An 18,471-nucleotide genomic window follows, 5' to 3' on the forward strand; every position below is an offset into this window, starting at 1 on the left:
CGCAAAGACATGGGCGGGAAGGGGCCGGGACGCGGTCCATGGATCCCCACCCATGGACCGCCCCGGGGTTACCCCCATCGGGTACGGAGCCGCACCGTCGCGCACCGCCGCCGAACGAGCAAAACCCCCCACGGCCTTCACTCGCTCTTCCGGTGGCTCCGGATACGCACCCGACGTCGTACAGCTTTTCGGGTGGCGGGCCCTGGGGCGAGGCGTTTCACCTGTGGCCGAAACCCCGTGGTGACGTGCTGTTACCAGTCGCATACCCTTGGGTGGGGGTAATTGCAGGTGCAACAAGTGGGGGCCCGGTGCTGCGTATCCATATGTCCGGAGTGGACCTTTCCAAGGTGCGGATGGCCACCCGGCCGGACGCGCTGTGGGAAACCATTCTGAGTTTTCACCGGCTGCGGGACCGTCGAGGTTCCGCGGTGTTCGGGAAATGGCGTACGGAAACCCGGCCCCGGCTGAGTGCCGAAGTGCGCCTGCTGGCCGCCGTGATTCCACCACGCGGCTATTTCCCGGATTTTCTGACGCCTTCTCAGGAAGGCAGCGAGCCCCATGGCATCGACGCCGGAATGGAGGCCCTGCGCGGGACGTCCCCCGCCCGCGTCCGCGCCGAGCTCGCCCTGCTGTCCGCCGAACGCCGCGACGCGGCCCGCTGCCCGGTCGGCGGCGACGAGGAGATCGCCCGGCTCGTCTGCGCCCTGCGCGGCTACCACCGCGCCGCGATCGAGCCGTACTGGCCACACATCCGGGCCAGCGTCGAGGCCGACCGCGCCATACGCGGCCGCGCGCTCCTGGACGGCGGCGCGCACGAACTGCTCGCCTCCCTGCCGCCCATGATCCGCTGGCGGGCGCCCGTGCTGGAGGCGGACTACCCGGTGGACCGGGAGATCCGGCTGGACGGGCGGGGGCTGCTGCTCCAGCCCTCCTACTTCTGCCGCGTCACCCCGGTCGTCTACCGCGATCCGCGGCTCCCGCCGGTCCTCGTCTACCCCGTCACCCACTCCCGGGCCCCCGTCTTCGCCGAACCCGAACCCGGCCCCTGGCTCGGCAGGCTCCTCGGCAACACCCGCTCCACCGTCCTGAACGCCATCGGCAACGGCTGCACGACCAGCGAGCTGGCCCTGCGCGCCGGGGTCTCCCTCGCCTCGGCGAGCCAGCACGCCTGCGTGCTGCGCGAGGCGGGCCTGATCCACACCATGCGGCACGGTGGCTCGGTCCTGCACACGCTGACCCCGCTGGGCGGATCACTGCTCCGGGGCGGCGCCCCGCTCGCCATGTCCTGAGCCCCGCGGCCGGCCCCGCCGACCGCACGGCCGGACCCGCGGGCGGAGCGGGGACCGCAGTTTCACGGCCGGGCCCGCGGCCCGGCGGCTGCGGGGCGTCGGCCGGTGGCGAGAGGGCTTCTGCGGATTTTCTTCGCCGACGGCGATGAGTTCCGGGGAGCCCGGCCGTCTACCTGTCGTACACGCTCGAACAACAGCGTTCGGGCAACAACAGAGAGCGAAGCGGCCATGCCTCGGATGATCTTCGTCAACCTGCCGGTCAAGGACCTCGAAGCGACCAAGTCCTTCTTCGGCAAGCTGGGCTTCTCGTGCAACCCGCAGTTCAGCGACGAGAAGACCGCCTGCCTCGTCATCAGCGACACCATCTTCGCGATGCTCCTCTCCGAGCCGCGCTTCAAGGAGTTCACCAAGAAGGAGATCGCCGACTCCTCGAAGTCCACCGAGGTGATCCTCGCCCTGAGCGCCGACAGCCGGGAGGAGGTGGACCGGCTGGTCGACGCCGCCCTCGCCTCCGGTGGCTCGCCCGCCAACGAGACGATGGACTACGGCCACATGTACGGCCGTTCCTTCCAGGACCCGAACCACCACATCTGGGAGGTCGTGTGGATGGACCCGGCCGCCGTCGAGGCCCAGGGCTGAGGACGCCGGCCGACGGCCGGCGGGGGACCGGGCCTCAGGCGGAGAGACCCGGGTACGTCACCCCCGTGAGCTGCTCGGACGCCACCCAGAGCCGCTCGCTCGCCACGTCGTCCAGCGTCCAGCCCGCCCGCCGGGACGGGGCCGGTGCACCGCGCCAGCCCAGCAGGCCCGGCCCGGTGAACGAATCGGGGGACGCGCCGGGCGCGGTGGCCGCGTACAGCGTGGGCAGCGCACCCCTGGACGCGGGCTGGGCGATGAGCCGGTTGCCGAACCCGAACACCCGCTCCACCGCCCTGCGGTTCTCCATCCGGGCGGCGGCGGTCTGCAGGTTGGTCGACGCGTATCCCGGGTGCGCGGCGGCGGCCACCAGACCCGATCCGGCCCTCGCGAGCCGCCGGGCCAGCTCGTGCACGAAGAGCAGGTTGGCCGTCTTCGATCGGGCGTAGGCGATCCAACGGCGGTAGTTCCGCTCGCTGTTGAGGTCCCCCATGTCGATGTTCGACAGGGCGTGCAGCCCGCTGGAGACGCTCACCACCCGCGCCCCCGGCGTGTCGAGGAGCCGCGGGAGCAGCAGCCCGGTCAGGGCGAAGTGCCCGAGGTGGTTGACGCCGAACTGCCGCTCGAAGCCGTCGGCCGTCTTCCCGTACGGGAGGGCCATCACGCCCGCGTTGTTGATCAGCAGGTCGATCCGCTCGGGCACGCGCTTCCCGGCGAACTCGCGCACGGACGCCAGATCGGCCAGGTCGAGCGGTACGAACTCCACGTCCGCGCCGGTCACGGCCGTCCGGATGCGGGACTCGGCCGCCCTGCCGCGCGCCTCGTCGCGGCAGGCGAGCAGGACCCGCGCGCCGCACCGGGCCAGCTCCCGCGCGGTGCACAGCCCGAGCCCGCTGTTGGCTCCGGTGACCACGGCCGTGCGGCCGCTCTGGTCCGGGATGTCGCTCGCGTTCCAGCCCTTGCTCATGGCCCAAGCGTACGGTGGCGGGGCCCCGGCCGGACCGGTGCGGTCCGGGGCTCGTGACCGGCGGGGGCCGCGCGGAACAGGGCGGACGGGCGCGCGGCGAGGGCGGTGCGCCGGGCGGGGGCGGCGGGAGAGCCCGGGAACCTCAGAATCGGCTCAACTTTCCCGGTCCGGGGACGAAGTGGTTGGACGGAGCACGCATCGCGTCCATAAGGTCGCGATCATGCCCGACATAACGCTCACCGCCCTGATCGTCCTCTGCCTCGCCGCCGCCGCGGCCGGCTGGATCGACGCGGTGGTGGGCGGCGGCGGGCTGCTCCTGCTGCCCGCGCTGCTCCTGGGCCTGCCGCAGGTACCCGCCGCGCAGGTGCTGGGCACGAACAAGGCGGTCGCCATCGTCGGCACGACGGGCGCCGCCGTGACGTACGTGCGCAAGACGCCGGTCAAGGTCGCGACGGCCCTGCGGATCGGGCTCGCGGCCCTGGCCGGATCGATGGCCGGGGCGTTCTTCGCCGCCGGGATCAGCAGCGATGTGCTCCGCCCCGTGATCATGGTGGTGCTGCTGGCCGTCGCGGCGTTCGTGATGCTGCGGCCCTCGTTCGGCAGGACCGCGGACGACGACGCGCGGCGCGAGGCCGGCCGGGCCCGTACCGTCGCCGCCATCGTGCTGGTCGGCGGCGGGATCGGCTTCTACGACGGGCTGTTCGGGCCGGGCACGGGCACCTTCCTGGTGCTGGCCCTGACCGCGGTGCTCCACCTCGATCTGGTGAACGCGTCCGCCACCGCCAAGATCGTCAACGTCTGCACCAACGCGGGCGCGCTGGCGATGTTCGCGTACCAGGGCAGTGTGCTGTGGCAGCTGGCCGCGCTGATGGCGGTGTTCAACCTGGCGGGCGGGCTCGTCGGGGCACGGATGGCGCTCAGCAGGGGCAGCGGCTTCGTCCGCGGCGTGCTGCTGGTCGTGGTGTTCTCGCTGGTCGCGAAGCTGGCGTTCGACCAGTGGGCGGGCTGAGGCCCCCCGGACGGCCACCGGGCCGCAGGCCGCCGGAGACCGCCGGGCAGGCCCCGGGCGGGCGGCGGGGCTCAGCGCACGGCGGTCAGATGCGCGTACGCGACCACGTTGCCCTCGTACCCCGTCTTCTCCGAGAAGCCGCCGCCGCAGGTGATCATCCGCAGCGAGGCGTAGGGCGAGGCGCCGTACACCCGCTTGTCGGGGAAGTCGTCGTTCTCGTAGACCTCGATCGCGTCGAGCGAGAAGACGGCGGTGCGCCCGTCCTTGCGGACCACCTCGACCGTGCTGCCCTTCTGCAGGGCGCCCAGGTCGTAGAAGACCGATCTGCCCCGAGCGTTGTCGACGTGCCCGGCGACGATCGCGCTGCCCAGGGAGCCCGGGGGAGTGCCGTCGCGGTACCAGCCGACGACGTTGCGGTTCCCGGCCGGCGGCACGTCGAGGCTGCCGTCGGGACCCAGCCCGAGGCGCATCACCGGGGCGTCGACCCGGATGCTCGGGATGCGCAGGCGCACGGGCTCCGAGGGCCGCAGCGGCTGGGCGAGCGGCGAACCGGGCTGGAGCTCCGGGCCGCCCGCGAAGCCCTGGGCGGCGGTCGGCCCGGGCGGCACCAGCTGGGTGTCGGAGCCGTTCCGGATCAGCCAGACACCGGCCAGCACGGCGATGACCAGCAGCCAGCCCTTGGCCTTCTGGGACACGGTCGTCCTCCGGATGACGGAAACGGGAACGGTCCCGTCCCGGTGGCGCGCGGCCACCGGGACGGAACACCGGGCGGTACGGAGACGTGAATCCGCCTCCGTCAGCCGGCTCCCTGCGTGCCGCTCGCCCGGCGACGCAGGAGCCAGGCTCCGCCGACGGCGGCCACGGCGAGAACGCCGGCGCCCGCCGCGATCTGGGTGGTGTCGGAACGGACGCTGCCGCCGACTCCTGTTTTGACGTGCCCGGTCGGGCCGGTCGGGGGCCGGTGGCCGGACGACGAGCCGTCGTACTCCGAGGACGAGTCGTCGCGCCCGGACGAGGAACCGTCGTGCTTCGCCGGATCCTCCTCGCCGGAAGAACTCCAGCCCTCGCGACCGGACGACGAGGAGCTGTCGTGCCCGGACGGGTTGTCGCGCCCGCCGGACTCCGCGTCGCCCTTGTCGCCCTTCTCTTCCTTGTCCGTCTTCTCGTCGCGGCCGCCCTGGCTCTCCTCGTCCCCGGAGGCGTTGTTGCGCACGCCCGGCAGGCCGAGCCCGGAGAGGGCGTCGAGACCGCCCGCGGAGTCGAGCAGCGAGGGGGCGTCGAGCCCGAACTGGGCGTCCGCGCCCGGCCCGGCGACCGTCTCGTCCGCGCCCTCCTCGTCGGCGGGCTGCGTCACCGGCTCCTCGGCGGTCCGGGACAGGGCACTCGCCGAGCCGGTCCGGAGTGCCTCGGTGTCACCTGCGTACGCGGTCGGACCGGCGATGAAGAGGCCGAGCGTGGCTATGGTGACCGCCGCGGCGGTGGTACCGGTCACTGGGCGGACAGGACGCATGGGGGGTTCCTCCGGCGATGGGGGCGAGTCGGTGTGTCCTGGCTCCGAGCTAACGGGCGTGTCGCCATCCATGCCTGCTGACATCGAGTCAGCTTTCACCCGATCGGACCGGCGCGGCAGCCTTGCCAGAACGTGATCGTGCAGGTCACGGCGGTAGTCGAAGGTGGTGGGAGGAGGTTTGCGCCACCCGGTGCCGATCGGGTGACGGCCCCTTCGGGGAAATGTGGCGTACGTCACACGCATGATGGCGCGAGGGTCGGGCACATGTCTGACACCCCCCACGGGACGGTGCACCAGGCCGCCCCCGGCCGCCGCCCCCATCGGGACCGTCCCCCCAGGACCCGGTGGGGGCGGAGCCGTTCCCGGACCGGCGGGGTCGCCCCGGGCCGGCGGCGGGCCGCCCCCGGGCCGGCGGAGGTGGTCGCTCCGTGGAGGTCCGGGCCGACCGGGGAAGTCGTTCCATGGCGGTCCGGACCGCATCGCACACGCTCCGTCACGGCGGCGGGCTTTTGCTGCGGCGACGTTTCGTCCGCGTGGCGACCTCGTGGCGGGAGCGCCCGAAACCTGGTGTCCGCTCAAAGGCGCAGGTCAGGCTGGTGTTCGCACATTCGTGCTCATGCTCCGTACGAAGAAAGTCCCCGCCGCACATGTACACGCCCACCAGACCAGGCACCCCGAGGGTGCGTCTCCTCCGTGCGGTGAGGAGGTGCCGCTCGTGGTGCGCCATGTGACCCGCAAGGCGGCGGGCTGGCTCCTGATGATCGTGGTCGCGACCAACGCGACCTACTTCCTGGCCAGTTGGTTCCTGGACCCGCGGTCGAACTTCAAGGAGCTGCGGCCGGTCCGCACCGAGGACCAGATCGCCCGGGCCCTGGAACCGTACAACCTGAGCCCGCAGGAGCCGCTGGTGCACCGGTGGTGGGACTGGCTCACCTCGGTGGTCCTCCACTTCGACTGGGGGAAGTCGCCCACAGGCGTCTCCGTCAACGGGGAGATCGGCTACCGGGCGCTCATCAGCGGGGAGCTGGTCATCGTCGCGACCGTCCTGTCCGTGGTCATCGGCGTCGCGCTGGCCGTGTACACCGCGTCGCGGCAGTACGGCTGGGCCGACCGGGTCTCGCAGGCCGTGTCCATCGCGGTGTTCAACATTCCGACGTCCGTCGCCGCGCTCGCCGTGGTCTTCGTCGCCATCTGGCTGAACCAGCACGCCGGGATGGACTTCCTCTACGTCGCCGGGGAGAACTCGCCCGACGTCGAGGGGCTGCTCCCGACGATCGGCGACCGCCTGCTGCACCTGATCCTGCCGACCCTGAGCCTGACGCTGATGGGTTACGTCGGCTACCACCTGACGCAGCGTTCGCTACTGCTGGACACGATCGACGCGGACTTCGTGCGCACCGCCCGGGCCACCGGACTCACCCGGGCCGCGGCGGTCCGCAGGCACGCCCTGCGCGCCGCGCTCATCCCGACGGCGACCTCCGTGGCGTTCGGTATCCCGGCCATGTTCACCGGCGCCGTCATCACCGAGACGATCTTCGGCTGGAACGGCATGGGCCGCTACTTCATCCAGACCATCGGCAAGAACGACGTGCACGGCACGGTGGCGACGGCGGCCTTCGCCGCCGCGCTGACCGCGATCGGCGCGATCCTCGCGGACGTCGCCACGGTCTTCCTCGACCCCCGAGTGAGGGTGAACTGACGTGGCGACGGACATCGGAACCGAAACGACGCAGGCCGCGAACGCGCCGTCGGCCCCGGCGAAGGCCGCGCCCCGACTCGGCCTCGGCCGGCTCTACCTGCGACGCTTCCTGCGCAACCGCCTCGCCGTGGCGGGGGTGGTGATCTTCGTGCTGCTGGTGCTGTTCAGCGTGTTCGGCGGCCTGTTCACCCCCTACACCCACTCCGACGCCGACTTCGCCGCGCTCACCCGACCACCGAGCGGCACCCACTGGTTCGGCACCAACCAGGGCGGCAACGACGTCTACGCCTCCGCCGTGCACGGACTGCGGCGCTCCCTGGCGATCGCCGTGAGCGTCTCCGTCCTGACCGTCGTCGTCGCCGCGGTCATCGGCTCCAGCGCCGCGTACTTCGGCGGCCGGGTGGAGAAGGCGGTCCTCGCCGTCATCCACTTCCTGCTGGTCGTCCCCTCGTTCCTCATCCTCGCCCTGGTCTCCCACCGCCTCGCCGGCGACTGGCGGGTCCTCGTCGTCGTGCTCACGGCGTTCGGCTGGATGTCCACCGCGCGGGTCATCTGGTCCCTCACGACCTCGCTGCGGGAACGGGACTACGTGAAGGCCGCCGAGTTCATGGGCATCGGCGCGCCGCGCATCATCCTGCGCCACATCATCCCCAACCTCGGCTCGCTGCTGATCGTCAACCTGACGCTCGGCGTCGTCGCGACCGTGCTCGGCGAAACCGCCCTGTCCTTCCTGGGGTTCGGCGTCCAGACCCCGGACGTCTCCCTCGGCACGATGCTCGCGGACGGGGCGGGCACCGTCACCAGCGCCCCGTGGCTCTTCGCCTTCCCCGCGGGACTGGTCGTCCTGCTCACCGTCTCGATGACCTTCGTCGGCGACGGCCTGCGCGACGCCCTCGACCCCACGTCCGTGACCGGAGCGGCAGGAGGCCGACGATGACCACCACCACCACGACGACCCGCCCCGACGCCCCGGCACCCACCGGCCCCGCCCCCGTGCTCTCGGTGCGGGACCTGCGGGTCTCCTTCCCCTCGGAGGCCGGGCCCGTCGAGGCGGTGCGCGGCATCGGCTTCGACCTCCTGCCGGGCCGGACCCTCGGCATCGTCGGCGAGTCCGGCTCGGGCAAATCGGCCACCGCGATGGCCGTCATGGGCCTGCTGCCGCCCTCCGCCGAGGTACAGGGACGGGTGCTGCTCGACGGACGCGACCTGATCGGCCTCGACGACAGGGAGCTCTCCGGGATACGGGGCAACTCCATCGGCATGGTCTTCCAGGACCCGCTGTCCGCGCTCACCCCGATCTTCTCCGTGGGCAGACTGCTCTCCGACGCCCTGCGGGTCCACCGCGACCTGACCGGGCGGGCCGCCCGGGAACAGGCCGTCGAACTCCTCGACCTGGTCGGCATCCCCGACCCGAGGAGCCGGGCCAAGTCGTTCCCGCACGAGTTCTCCGGCGGCATGCGCCAGCGCGTCGTCATCGCGCTGGCCATCGCCAACCGGCCGTCCGTCCTCGTCGCGGACGAGCCCACCACCGCCCTCGACGTCACCGTGCAGGCCCAGATCCTGGACGTCCTGCGGCTGGCGCAGAAGGAGACCGGGGCCGGACTCGTCCTCATCACGCACGACCTCGGGGTCGTCGCCGGGCACGCGGACGACATCGCCGTCATGTACGCGGGCCGGATCGTGGAACGGGCGGGCGCCGACGAGCTGTTCCGCCGGCCCACGATGCCGTACACCGCGCGGCTGCTCGCCGCCGTGCCCACCGTCGACAGCGGCGTCCACCGTCCCCTGGTCCCGATCGGCGGGGAGCCGCCGGTCCTCGTGGACCTCCCGGCCGGCTGCCCCTTCGCGAACCGCTGTGCCGTCGCCCGCGACGACTGCCGGGCCGACGAGCCCGAGCTGCGGGAGATCACCGGGCACGGCCACGTGGCCTGCCTGCGCGCGGCCGAGATCGCCGACGGGACCTTGGACCCCACCGGGGACACCGGACCGGCCGACCCGCCCGCCGGCTTGTCGGACGGGCCGGGCGATCGGGCCATCGGCGACGTGGTGCTCAAGGTCGAGGACCTGGTCAAGACCTTCCCGGTCACCAGGGGCGCCGTCCTCAAGCGCCGGGTCGGCACGCTGCACGCCGTCGACCGGGTGAGCTTCGAACTGCGCGCCGGGGAGACCCTGGGGCTGGTGGGCGAGTCGGGCAGCGGCAAGACCACCACCCTGCTGGAGGTCCTCCGGCTGAAGCGGCCCGAGGGCGGCCGGATCGAGGTCGACGGCACCGACGTCGCGACGGTCGGCGCCGCCGCGCGCGCCCGGGAGCTGCGGCGGGACGTGCAGATCGTCATGCAGGACCCGATGGGGGCCCTGAACCCGAGGCTGCCCGTCTTCCAGCTGCTCGCCGAACCCCTGCGGGCCATCGGGCGGGACCGCGAGTCGATCGGCTCCCGCGTCCACGAACTGCTCGCCCTGGTCGGCCTGGACGCCTCGGTGGCCGACCGCTTCCCGGCCGCGCTCTCCGGCGGCCAGCGCCAGCGGATCGGCATCGCCAGGGCCCTGGCCACCGAGCCGAAACTGCTCGCCCTGGACGAACCGCTCTCGGCCCTGGACGTGTCGGTGCAGGCCGGGGTGATCAACCTGCTGGCCCGGCTCAAGCGCGAACTCGGCCTCGCCTACCTCGTGGTCGCCCACGACCTGGCCGTGGTCCGGTACGTCTCCGACCGCATCGCGGTGATGTACCTGGGGCAGATCGTCGAGACCGGGGAGACGGAAGCCCTCTTCTCCGACCCGAAGCACCCCTACACCCGGGCCCTGCTGTCGGCGATCCCGGTGCCCGACCCGCGGCGGGAACGCACCCGCGAACGCGTCGTGCTGCGCGGCGAGCAGCCGAGCGCCGCCCGCCCGCCCGCGGGCTGCGTCTTCGTCGACCGCTGTCCGCTGTACCGACTCGCCGGCGAGGACGTGCGCGAACGCTGCCGCACGGAGCGCCCCGCGCCGACGGCGGTGGCCGGGCGGCCCGGCCACCGGTACGCCTGTCACGCCGTCTGACCCGGACCGCGGCACGTCGGGGCGCCGTCCCCGCCCACGAACACGGCTCGTCCCTCCCACGTCACCGAACCAGAAAGAACCCTTCCGCCATGCGCGCAAGACTCGCCCTGCCCATCGCCCTCGTCGCCGCCGTCTCGGTCGCCGCCACCGCGTGCGACTCCTCCGCCGGGAAGGACGCGACGGACTCGACGAAGGGCACCCCGAAGACCGCGTCGGCCGCGGCCGACTACAACCCGGTGCCGTACGACCGGATCAAGGACGGCGGCACCTACACCACCGCCGGGACCTTCGACGACCAGGGCAACCCGTTCAACGTCAACGCCACCCTGACCGCGGCCCGGATCTGGGCCTGGTACAACGCCGACGCGATCACGTACTCGCCCACCGGAGAGGTGCAGTACAACCCGGACTACTACAGCGATGTGAAGGTCTCCGTCGAGGGCGGCCGGCAGACGGTCACGCTGACCATCAACGAGAAGGCCGCCTTCAACGACGGCACTCCGATCGACTGGACCGCCATCGAGGCCACCTGGAGGGCCAACAACGGCTCGAACAAGGCGTACGACGCCTCGTCCACCGACGGCTACGACCAGATCACCTCGGTCCACAAGGGCGCGAACGCCAAGCAGGCCGTCATCGAGTTCAAGGGCGTCAACGCCGCCTGGACGCCCCTGTTCACCACCTTCCTGCACCCGAAGGCGGCCACCGTCGCCAACTTCAACAAGGCGTACGTCAAGAAGGCCCACCCGGAGTGGGGCGCGGGTCCGTACACGGTCGGCAAGTGGGACACCCACTCGGGCGGCATCACCTTCGTCCGCAACCCGAAGTGGTGGGGCAAGAAGGGCAAGCTCGACAAGCGCGTCTACGTCAACCTGGAGTCGACCGCCGCGGTCAACGCCTTCAAGAACGGCCAGCTCGACTACACCTCGGCCGTCGACGCGGAGAGCCTCAAGCAGGTGAAGGGGCTCAAGGGGACCGAGATCCGCAGCGGCGGCAGCCCCTTCGAGTACTCGCTCTACTTCAACACGAAGTCGGCGAACCTCTCGGACAAGGCCGTCCGCAAGGCCATCCAGCAGAGCATCGACCGCTCCCAGATCGCGAAGATCCAGTTCCAGGGGCTGGACCACAAGGAGCCGCTGCCCGGCTCGGCGTTCCTGTACAGCTTCCAGAAGGGCTACCGGGACAACGTCGCGGCCGTGCTGAAGCACTCGCCGGACGAGGCGAGGAAGACCCTCGACGCGGCCGGCTGGAAGCCCGGTGACGACGGCATCCGGGTCAAGGACGGCAAGCGGCTCCAGGTCGGCTACACGATCCTCGGCGACGAACCGCTGGACAAGGCCGTCGCCGGTGCCTTCACCGCGATGCTGAAGCCGGTCGGCGTCGAACTCGTCGTCAAGAAGGCCGACCCCGCGGACTTCTCCGAGGTCCTCAGCGAGCGCAGGTTCGACCTCTTCCTGTCGGGGAACCGCTCCATGGACCCGTTCGGCGCCCGCTACCTGTGCGACTTCTACTGCTCGGACCGTGACTCCAACATCACCGGCTCCGGCTCCCCGGCCCTGGACGAGGAGATCCGCGCCACCGCCGACATCGCGGACCTCGACGAGCAGATCGCGGCGGCCAACGAGGTCGAGCGGAAGGCGCTCCGGCAGTACGCCTTCCTGCCGCTGTTCAGCGGTCCGTCGACCTACAGCGTGAAGAAGGGCCTCGCCAACGTCGGCGCCACGATCTTCCACAGCCCGCTGCCGGAGACGATCGGCTGGGAGAAGTAGCCCGCACGCACCTGGTCCCGGGGCGGTCCCGCCCGGCCGCCCCGGGAACGTCAGATCGTGTCCCGGGGCGCCGCGTCGTACACCCGCCCGATCCGCGCCATCAGCTCCTCGTTTACCGCGAACTCCGTGTCGTCGATCCGCCGGACCGGTGCGATGCCCTGCGAGTTGGTGAGGAACGCAGACCGGAACGCGCCCAGCCCGTCCAGCCCCACCGGCCGCCGCACGGACCCCAGCCCCGCACCGGGCAGGTCCCGCTCCAGCAGTGCCATGGTGATGCCGAGCAGACAGGGCGCGTCGGGCCAGACCACCGAAGTGCCGTCCCAGAAGCCGATGTTGGTGATCGCCCCCTCCGTCACCGTGCCGTCCGGAGCGGTCAGCAGGGCCTCGTCGAAACCGGCGCGTGCGGCCCGCTGCGCGTAGTACGTCTGGCCGAACTCCCCGGGACGCTTGATGTGCGGCGCGGTGCGGACGTACGGGACGGACATCAGGGCGTGCGGTTCGGCGGACTTCCGGGCCGGACCGCGCACCGTCACCATGACGGTGGTCTCCGTGTCGCCCGGGGGCAGGAAGCCGTGCACCCGGACCGAGGCGTCCCGCACTCCGGCACCCTCCAGCGCGTGCCGGACCAGCCCGCGGACCCGCTCCCCGTCCAGCGGCCGCTCGAACAACTCCCGGTTCGCGGCGTCCAGCCGGGCCAGATGCAGCGCGAGACCGCGCGTCTTCCCGTCCCTGACCTGCATGGCGGTGAAATGGCCGTAACCGAGGAAGGCCGGAATCCGCAGGTCCTCCTCGGTGGCCGGTCGCCCGTCGAACTCGGCGTACGGAAAGGGCTGGGGCGGGGGAGTCGTCATGCCCCCACCGTAGGCCGGGGCCGGTCGGGGCGGTTCCCGGTGTGCGCGTGATGCGGTCAGGAACAGGGCGGTTCGCCGGGCGTGCCCTCGGGCAGCAGCTTGCGTTCGGCGGCGGTGTAGTCCCGCCCGGCGGCGTCGCAGAGCGCCCGGAACTGTGCCTCGGGACGCAGGTCGAAGCGCTGTTTCACGCCCTTCGACTCGACGGTCAGACGGTGCCCGTCGAGGTGGAGCAGGCCCGGTGGTATCGGCATCGACAGGTTGTTCCCGCTCTCCTCCGGGTCGATGAAGTGGAGGCGCTTGTCGCGGAAGGCGACGACGCGCCCGTCCGCCGTCAGGGCGGCGAGCTGGTCCTCCGTCTTCCACGGCACGGGCGGTGCGACCGGCTTCGTGCTCGGTACGCTCCAGACCCTTGTCCGGGAATCGGTGCTGACGACCGCGAGGCGCGTGCCCGCCGGGTCGAAGGCGAACGACGCGGGGTACCGGGCGCTGAGTGGCGCCGTGGTGACGGGCATCCCGCGCAGCGCGGTCACGAGTCGGGAGCCGCGCAGGTCCCACAGCAGGACCGCGTTGCGCCCGATGGTGGAACCGAACGTCGCCGTTGCGACCTGCCCGGGATGCTTCGGTCGTGCGACGAGCTGGATGTCTCCGAAGTGGACGTCCCCGTTGTCACCGTCACGTGCGTCCCGGTGGATCGGGAAGGGCCGCGTCGTCACCTTCCCGGTGGCGGTGTCCACCCGTGCCAGCCGGGCGTCGGCGGAGACGACGGCGATCTCGCTGCCGCCGACGCCGACCACGGCCTCGACCCGGTCGAAGTCCGGCAGCACGTCGTTCAGGGGAGTGGCTGGGGACTCGGTGTCGTCCATCGAATGGGAACGGAGGAGCCGGCCGTTGTCACCCCACACCACCAGCCGCCGGGAGTCGGCGGTCCATGCCGCGGTCCACTTCGCCGCCCAACCCCTCGACCGGACCGGCCGGGGGAGGCGGAAGGACCGAATCCGTTCGCGGCGGGAAGTGTCCAGGACATTGATCCGGCCGTCCGCCACACGGGCGAGGAGCCTTCCGTCCGGAGACAGCGTCTCCACGCTCTCGTCCAGTTGGCCGGGCCGGAGGCGCTCTCCGCCGGCCGGTTCGACCCGGGTCTCCAGCAGGGTCGACCCCAGGGCCGCCAGGACCGTCGGCTCCTTTCCCCTCCCCGGGACCACGGCGATCTCCGGCCAGTTCCCGAAGCCGGCACTGGGAATGCGGGTGTAGTACGTGTGGCTGCCGCGTACGTCGAGCAGAAGGAGCTCCACGTACTCCAGCTCCGCACCCGTGCCCGGTTCGACGGTCACCATGTCGTAGGTGTAGCGCTCGGTGACGTCGTACTGGAAAGCGCTGGACGCCTCGTACGTACGCCCCGGTGTCCGGCCGAGTTCCAGCGCCTTTCCGGGTTGGCCCTTGTCGGGGGCGACGAGGTTTCCGCCCTCCCGGAACCTCGCGTGCCCCGAAGCGGTCACGTTCCTGGAGTACAGCAGACGTCCGGACGAGAGGTCCCGCACGTCCACGGTTCCCTCGCCCTCCCCGGGAGCGGGAATGACCGCCACGGAGTCCGCGTCGGAGGTGAACACCACATCGCCCAGGCTCTTCCCCAGCGCGATCCGATGGGTCGCCCGCGACCCGTCGTCGGGATCGGTCCCCCACACGTCCACGAGGGACTTGCTGCACCGGTTCCCGGCGGTGACGCATCCTTCGGCGGGGATGATCCCCAGGAGGAGCCGTCTGCTGTCGCTGCTGAAGTCCAGCCTCGTGTCCATGCCTCCGCGGAGTTCGTAGGGGCTGCTCGTCAGGACCGCGGGGCGCTTCGCGTCTTCCCCGCCCGTCCGCCACAGGCGGACACCCCCGGCGCCGGCAGTGGCCGCGACAAAGCGCCCGTCGGGGCTCATCGCGACCCGCAGTTCGCCCTCGGGGACGTCGGCGAGTTCCTGCGCGCGGCGCTTCTCGCCCGGAGCACCGGTGACCACGGTCAGCGTCGACCGACCGCCCGACACCTCCGATTCCACCACCAGCACCCGGCCGTCGTCGCTCGCGGCCAGGCCGCTGACGTTGCCGCTCCACAGGGCCGGATGGGAGCCCGTGACGAACTGCCCCCGCACGTACTGGTTCGCCAGCGCCTGCCGGCTCTGCGGGGTGTCCGCCGCGTGCCACGCCGCCAGGGCCAGCTGCAGTGCCGTGCCCGGGTCGTTGGGCGGGCGCTGTTCCGAAGTCTGGGCGAGGAGGCCGGCCGCCTGGGTGCGCAGCTGCCGCTCGGTGTCCCGGAGGCTCCGGTACGTGGTGAACACCAGGACGACCGCGAGGGCGGTCAGGGCGGCCAGCACCGTCACGGCGGCCTGCCGCAGACGGACGCCGCGCCGCGCGTGCCGCCTGCTGAGGCGGACGTACTCCCGCTCGGCCGCCGGGATGTCCTCCGGGTCGGGGTGCTCGACCAGCCGGCGTTCCGCCTCGGCCAGGTCCGTGCCGCTGAGGAGGCGGGCGGGCTCGCGCTGCTGGGACCGCCAGCGGTCCAGGTCGGCGCGCACCTGTTCCTGCCAGAGGCGGAAGTCGCGGGACTCGGTGAGCCAGCGCCGGAGGCGGGGCCAGTGGACGGTCAGCGCCTCGTGCGCCAGGTCGACGATCTCCTCGTGCCCGTCGCCGCCCGGCGCGTGGGAGAGGACGACGAGCTTGTCCGGGGCGAGCCTGCGCGCGAGCCCGACGAGTTCCGGGGCGAGGTCGGCCGCACGGGTCGGCCTGCGGGTGAAGGCGTCGCCGTCGCCCGGGCGGGCGAGCTGGACGAAGAGCCGCCGGGCGAGGTCCCGTTCGGACCTCGACAGCTTCTCGTAGGCGTCGTCGGCGGAGCCGACCAGCGCGCCCGCGACCCCGCCCAGTCCGTCGTACGCCGCGTGCGTGAGCATGGCCCGGCTGCGCCGCCGCCACAGCTCGGTCAGCGCGAACTGGACCAGCGGCATGCGGCCGGGCTCGTCGCCCGCGTCCGCGACGATCCGCTCCGGCAGGCCCGCCTCGAACCACAGCCCGGGCACGGCGTCGACCGGTGCGGTCACCGCCCGCCCGAGGTCCTCCGGGGCGAGCGGTGCGAGGAACCGGACGGCCTCGCTGACGAGGTCGGAGGTGTCGGCCGTGATCAGCGCGTCGAGGGATCCGGGGCGGGCCGTCGCGACGACCCGCAGGCCCCCGCCCGCCAGGCCGTCCAGCAGACCGAGGAGCGTCCGGCCGGCATCGGGCCCGGCGCTCACGTACTCCTCCAGCTGGTCCACGAAGAGGACGTGGCCGCCGGTGCCCCCGCCCCGGGCCAGTACCCGGGCGCGCAGCTCGGCGGCGAAGTCGCCGTTCGCCTCCAGCAGGTCCGCCAGCTCCTCGGCCCGCGCGAGGCGTTCGACCTCGCGCAGTTCCGGCTCCAGCACCCCGGCCAGCGCCCGTGCGACGACCGCGGCGGGGCGCACCCCCGGCACGGGCCGCAGCTCCGTCACCCCCGCCCCGGCCGCCCGCAGGCGGGGCAGCACCCCGGCGCTCACGAGCGACGACTTGCCGCACCCCGACGGCCCGGCCACCAGCGTCAGGGAACGCCCCCGGACGGCGGCGAGCAGCCGCTCCGCGTCGGCGTCCCGGCCGTGGAAGAACTCGGCGTCGTCCTCGGTGAACGCGGTCAGCCCCCGGAACGGGCAACGCGGCACCAACGTCGCCTCGTCGACCAGATCGGCCGAGGGCAGCAGGTACGCGGTGCGCTCCTCCACGTCGGCGGCGACCGTCATGCCGACGACGCCGTTCTGCGCGTCGTCCCAGACCGGCGCCCCGCTGAAGCCCTTCACGACACGCGGACCGGGCTCCTCGGTCTCCATCTGCACCCAGCCGGACCCCAGTCCGGCGCGCAGGGTGCCGTGGGCCCAGACGCCGTGCCCCGCGCCGACGGGAAACCCCATGGTCCGGAAGGGGTGTTCCCACACGTCCGTCCCGTCGACCAGCGGTGCGGGCCGGGTGCCCTCGACCGGCCCGTCGAGCCGCAGCAGCGCGACATCGCCACCGCCCGCGCGCCAGGACTCCACGGTCGCGTGTGTCCGGGGATGCCCGGCGACCAGGGGGAAGTCGACCTCGACGACCCGCTCGGGCGGTTCCTCGGGCCCGGCCCCCGGCAGCCCGAGCGCTCTGGCGACGACGTGCGCGCAGGTGCACAACACGTCCCCGGCGACCAGGAATCCGGCCCCGACCACCCTGCCGTCGCCCGCGTACACCCGTGCCTGCGACGCCTCCAGGGCGTCGCTCCCCCGTAACACAGCCATGGACAGCCCCTCGCGGATCCCGGACGGCGACATGACGATGTGTCGTGCGCGTCGAACCGGCTTCTACGGGGCATCACGGTACGCACAACTTCCGTGCGGAACACGTGTTTCGGCGGATTGTCGGCCAACCCGGCCATGAGGGGGAGGAACGGGAAATCCCGCGGCCCGATCCGAACGAGCTTGACCTCAACCATGGTTGACATACGAGTCTCTTCGCATGGAACTCACCCAAGCACCCGTGTCCACCGTTTCCGCCACAGGCTCCACCGCGCCCCTGAAGGTCGCGGTCATCGTCGCCAGCAACCGCGAGGGGCGGTTCGCCCCCGTCATCTCCAACTGGTTCCTCTCCCGCGTCGCGGACCGCCCCGACATCGAGACCGACGTGGTCGACATCGCGGAGCTCGACCTCCCGGTCGCCCTCTCCCACCGGCCCGACCCCGACGCACAGGGCCGGCTCGCGGCCGTCTCGTCGAGGCTGGCGGCGGCCGACGCCTTCGTCGTCATCACCCCCGAGTACAACCACTCCTTCCCGGCCCCGCTGAAGAACCTCATCGACTGGCACCGCGAGGAGTGGCAGGCCAAGCCCGTCGCGTTCGTCTCGTACGGCGGGGTGTCCGGCGGGCTGCGGGCCGTCGAGCACCTGCGGCAGGTCTTCGCGGAGCTGCACACGGTCGGCATCCGCGAGACCGTGTCCTTCCACAACGCGGGTGCCCTGTTCGACGACGAGGGCCGGCACCGGGACCCGGCGGGCTGCGACGCGGCGGCCAAGGTGCTGCTCGACCAGCTGGTCTGGTGGGGGCACGCGCTGCGCGACGCCAAGGCCGTGCGCCCGTACGGCCACTGACCACGGACGACGGCCGGGCGCCGGGCCGTCGTCCGGTCGTCCGGCACCCGGCCGTCGTCCCGGTCGCGCGGCGCCGGGCCGTTTCCCGCACGACAATCGGGGCAGGGACCGGGCCGCCGGGCGGCGGCCCGGCCGCGACCGACCCACGAGGAGCCGAGAGTGACGACGACGTCGGGATGGCTGACCGTACTGACCACGACGGACAGCGAGGAGAAGGCCCAGGCCCTGGCCCGGGGCGTGGTGGAGGCGAGGCTCGCCGCGTGCGCGCAGATCTCCGCGCCCGTCACCTCGGTCTACCACTGGCGGAGCGCCATCGAGACGGCGAAGGAATGGCAGCTGCTGTTCAAGACGACGGCCGAGCGGTACGACGAACTGGAGGCGCACCTCCAGGCCGCGCACGACTACGAGACCCCGGAGATCATCGCGATCCCGATCCTCCGGGGCAGCGCCCGCTACCTCGCCTGGGTCTCGGCCGGGACCGCCCCGCTCACCTCCCTGTGACACCGGCCCGGCGGCACGGACGGACGGAGGCGCGGACGGCCCGGTGGCGCGGA

14 protein-coding genes are annotated in these 18,471 nt (G+C 72.4%); 9 read left to right on the top strand and 5 right to left on the bottom strand.

Features of this window, described 5'->3' with window-relative positions:
* Window positions 1-308 precede the first annotated feature (308 nt).
* Together ACFYW1_RS09125 and ACFYW1_RS09130 are read left to right on the top strand one after the other, a co-directional pair.
* On the top strand, window positions 309-1,289 hold the full coding sequence (locus ACFYW1_RS09125) for an ArsR/SmtB family transcription factor (RefSeq protein ID WP_388989383.1): 981 nt from the start codon (window positions 309-311) through the stop codon (window positions 1,287-1,289).
* A 228-nt stretch (window positions 1,290-1,517) separates the two neighbouring features.
* Entirely contained in the window at window positions 1,518-1,928 is a 411-nt protein-coding gene (locus ACFYW1_RS09130; protein ID WP_388989386.1) for a VOC family protein, read from the top strand.
* Window positions 1,929-1,962: 34 nt separating this feature from the next.
* Here ACFYW1_RS09130 and ACFYW1_RS09135 read toward each other — a convergent pair whose 3' ends face one another.
* Window positions 1,963-2,892 (bottom strand): oxidoreductase, encoded by a 930-nt coding sequence (locus ACFYW1_RS09135; protein WP_388989389.1) that lies wholly within the window; start codon window positions 2,890-2,892, stop codon window positions 1,963-1,965.
* 220 nt (window positions 2,893-3,112) lie between these two features.
* On the opposite strand from ACFYW1_RS09135, the gene ACFYW1_RS09140 reads away from it, so the two are divergent.
* Window positions 3,113-3,901, top strand: coding sequence for a sulfite exporter TauE/SafE family protein (locus ACFYW1_RS09140; protein ID WP_388989393.1), 789 nt, complete (start codon window positions 3,113-3,115; stop codon window positions 3,899-3,901).
* Window positions 3,902-3,972: 71 nt separating this feature from the next.
* On the opposite strand, the gene ACFYW1_RS09145 is transcribed toward ACFYW1_RS09140, so the two are convergent.
* Together ACFYW1_RS09145 and ACFYW1_RS09150 are read right to left on the bottom strand one after the other, a co-directional pair.
* Entirely contained in the window at window positions 3,973-4,596 is a 624-nt protein-coding gene (locus ACFYW1_RS09145) for a class F sortase (RefSeq protein WP_388989396.1), read from the bottom strand.
* 101 nt (window positions 4,597-4,697) lie between these two features.
* Window positions 4,698-5,393: a hypothetical protein gene (locus ACFYW1_RS09150; protein WP_388989400.1), complete on the bottom strand. Its 696-nt coding sequence runs from the start codon at window positions 5,391-5,393 to the stop codon at window positions 4,698-4,700.
* Between the two features lie 733 nt (window positions 5,394-6,126).
* On the opposite strand from ACFYW1_RS09150, the gene ACFYW1_RS09155 reads away from it, so the two are divergent.
* The 4 genes from ACFYW1_RS09155 (at window position 6,127) to ACFYW1_RS09170 (ending at window position 11,915) form a co-directional block, all read left to right on the top strand.
* Window positions 6,127-7,110: an ABC transporter permease gene (locus tag ACFYW1_RS09155; protein WP_388989403.1), complete on the top strand. Its 984-nt coding sequence runs from the start codon at window positions 6,127-6,129 to the stop codon at window positions 7,108-7,110.
* Window position 7,111: 1 nt separating this feature from the next.
* Entirely contained in the window at window positions 7,112-8,047 is a 936-nt protein-coding gene (locus tag ACFYW1_RS09160) for an ABC transporter permease (RefSeq protein ID WP_388989406.1), read from the top strand.
* The gene (locus tag ACFYW1_RS09165) at window positions 8,044-10,146 is read left to right on the top strand and encodes a dipeptide ABC transporter ATP-binding protein (RefSeq protein ID WP_388989410.1); all 2,103 of its coding nucleotides are present in this window, start codon (window positions 8,044-8,046) and stop codon (window positions 10,144-10,146) included. Before ACFYW1_RS09160 ends, ACFYW1_RS09165 begins: the two co-directional genes overlap by 4 nt.
* A gap of 89 nt (window positions 10,147-10,235) precedes the next feature.
* Window positions 10,236-11,915, top strand: coding sequence for an ABC transporter family substrate-binding protein (locus ACFYW1_RS09170; RefSeq protein ID WP_388989413.1), 1,680 nt, complete (start codon window positions 10,236-10,238; stop codon window positions 11,913-11,915).
* A 50-nt stretch (window positions 11,916-11,965) separates the two neighbouring features.
* Here ACFYW1_RS09170 and ACFYW1_RS09175 read toward each other — a convergent pair whose 3' ends face one another.
* Both ACFYW1_RS09175 and ACFYW1_RS09180 read right to left on the bottom strand, forming a co-directional pair.
* Entirely contained in the window at window positions 11,966-12,766 is an 801-nt protein-coding gene (locus ACFYW1_RS09175) for an aminotransferase class IV family protein (RefSeq protein WP_388989416.1), read from the bottom strand.
* A gap of 56 nt (window positions 12,767-12,822) precedes the next feature.
* Complete coding sequence (locus ACFYW1_RS09180; protein ID WP_388989419.1) at window positions 12,823-17,073, bottom strand: AAA family ATPase; 4,251 nt, start codon at window positions 17,071-17,073, stop codon at window positions 12,823-12,825.
* Between the two features lie 217 nt (window positions 17,074-17,290).
* On the opposite strand from ACFYW1_RS09180, the gene ACFYW1_RS09185 reads away from it, so the two are divergent.
* Window positions 17,291-17,917, top strand: a complete 627-nt coding sequence (locus tag ACFYW1_RS09185) for an NADPH-dependent FMN reductase (RefSeq protein WP_388989422.1) — start codon at window positions 17,291-17,293, stop codon at window positions 17,915-17,917.
* 159 nt (window positions 17,918-18,076) lie between these two features.
* A complete protein-coding gene (gene cutA / locus ACFYW1_RS09190) occupies window positions 18,077-18,418 on the top strand; it encodes a divalent-cation tolerance protein CutA (RefSeq protein ID WP_388989425.1) in 342 nt (113 codons plus the stop codon).
* The last annotated feature ends 53 nt before the right edge of the window (window positions 18,419-18,471 follow it).

The sequence above is a fragment of the Streptomyces sp. NPDC002669 genome, from assembly GCF_042889165.1.
Taxonomy (GTDB): Bacteria; Actinomycetota; Actinomycetes; order Streptomycetales; family Streptomycetaceae; genus Streptomyces.

What these genes read in the sequence shown, in the direction of transcription:
- ACFYW1_RS09130 (WP_388989386.1), top strand. Translation starts at nt 1,518, where the DNA reads ATGCCTCGGATGATCTTCGTCAACCTGCCGGTCAAGGACCTCGAAGCG.
- ACFYW1_RS09135 (WP_388989389.1), bottom strand. Translation starts at nt 2,892, where the DNA reads ATGAGCAAGGGCTGGAACGCGAGCGACATCCCGGACCAGAGCGGCCGC.
- ACFYW1_RS09140 (WP_388989393.1), top strand. Translation starts at nt 3,113, where the DNA reads ATGCCCGACATAACGCTCACCGCCCTGATCGTCCTCTGCCTCGCCGCC.
- ACFYW1_RS09165 (WP_388989410.1), top strand. Translation starts at nt 8,044, where the DNA reads ATGACCACCACCACCACGACGACCCGCCCCGACGCCCCGGCACCCACC.
- ACFYW1_RS09170 (WP_388989413.1), top strand. Translation starts at nt 10,236, where the DNA reads ATGCGCGCAAGACTCGCCCTGCCCATCGCCCTCGTCGCCGCCGTCTCG.
- ACFYW1_RS09175 (WP_388989416.1), bottom strand. Translation starts at nt 12,766, where the DNA reads ATGACGACTCCCCCGCCCCAGCCCTTTCCGTACGCCGAGTTCGACGGG.
- ACFYW1_RS09180 (WP_388989419.1), bottom strand. Translation starts at nt 17,073, where the DNA reads ATGGCTGTGTTACGGGGGAGCGACGCCCTGGAGGCGTCGCAGGCACGG.
- ACFYW1_RS09185 (WP_388989422.1), top strand. Translation starts at nt 17,291, where the DNA reads ATGGAACTCACCCAAGCACCCGTGTCCACCGTTTCCGCCACAGGCTCC.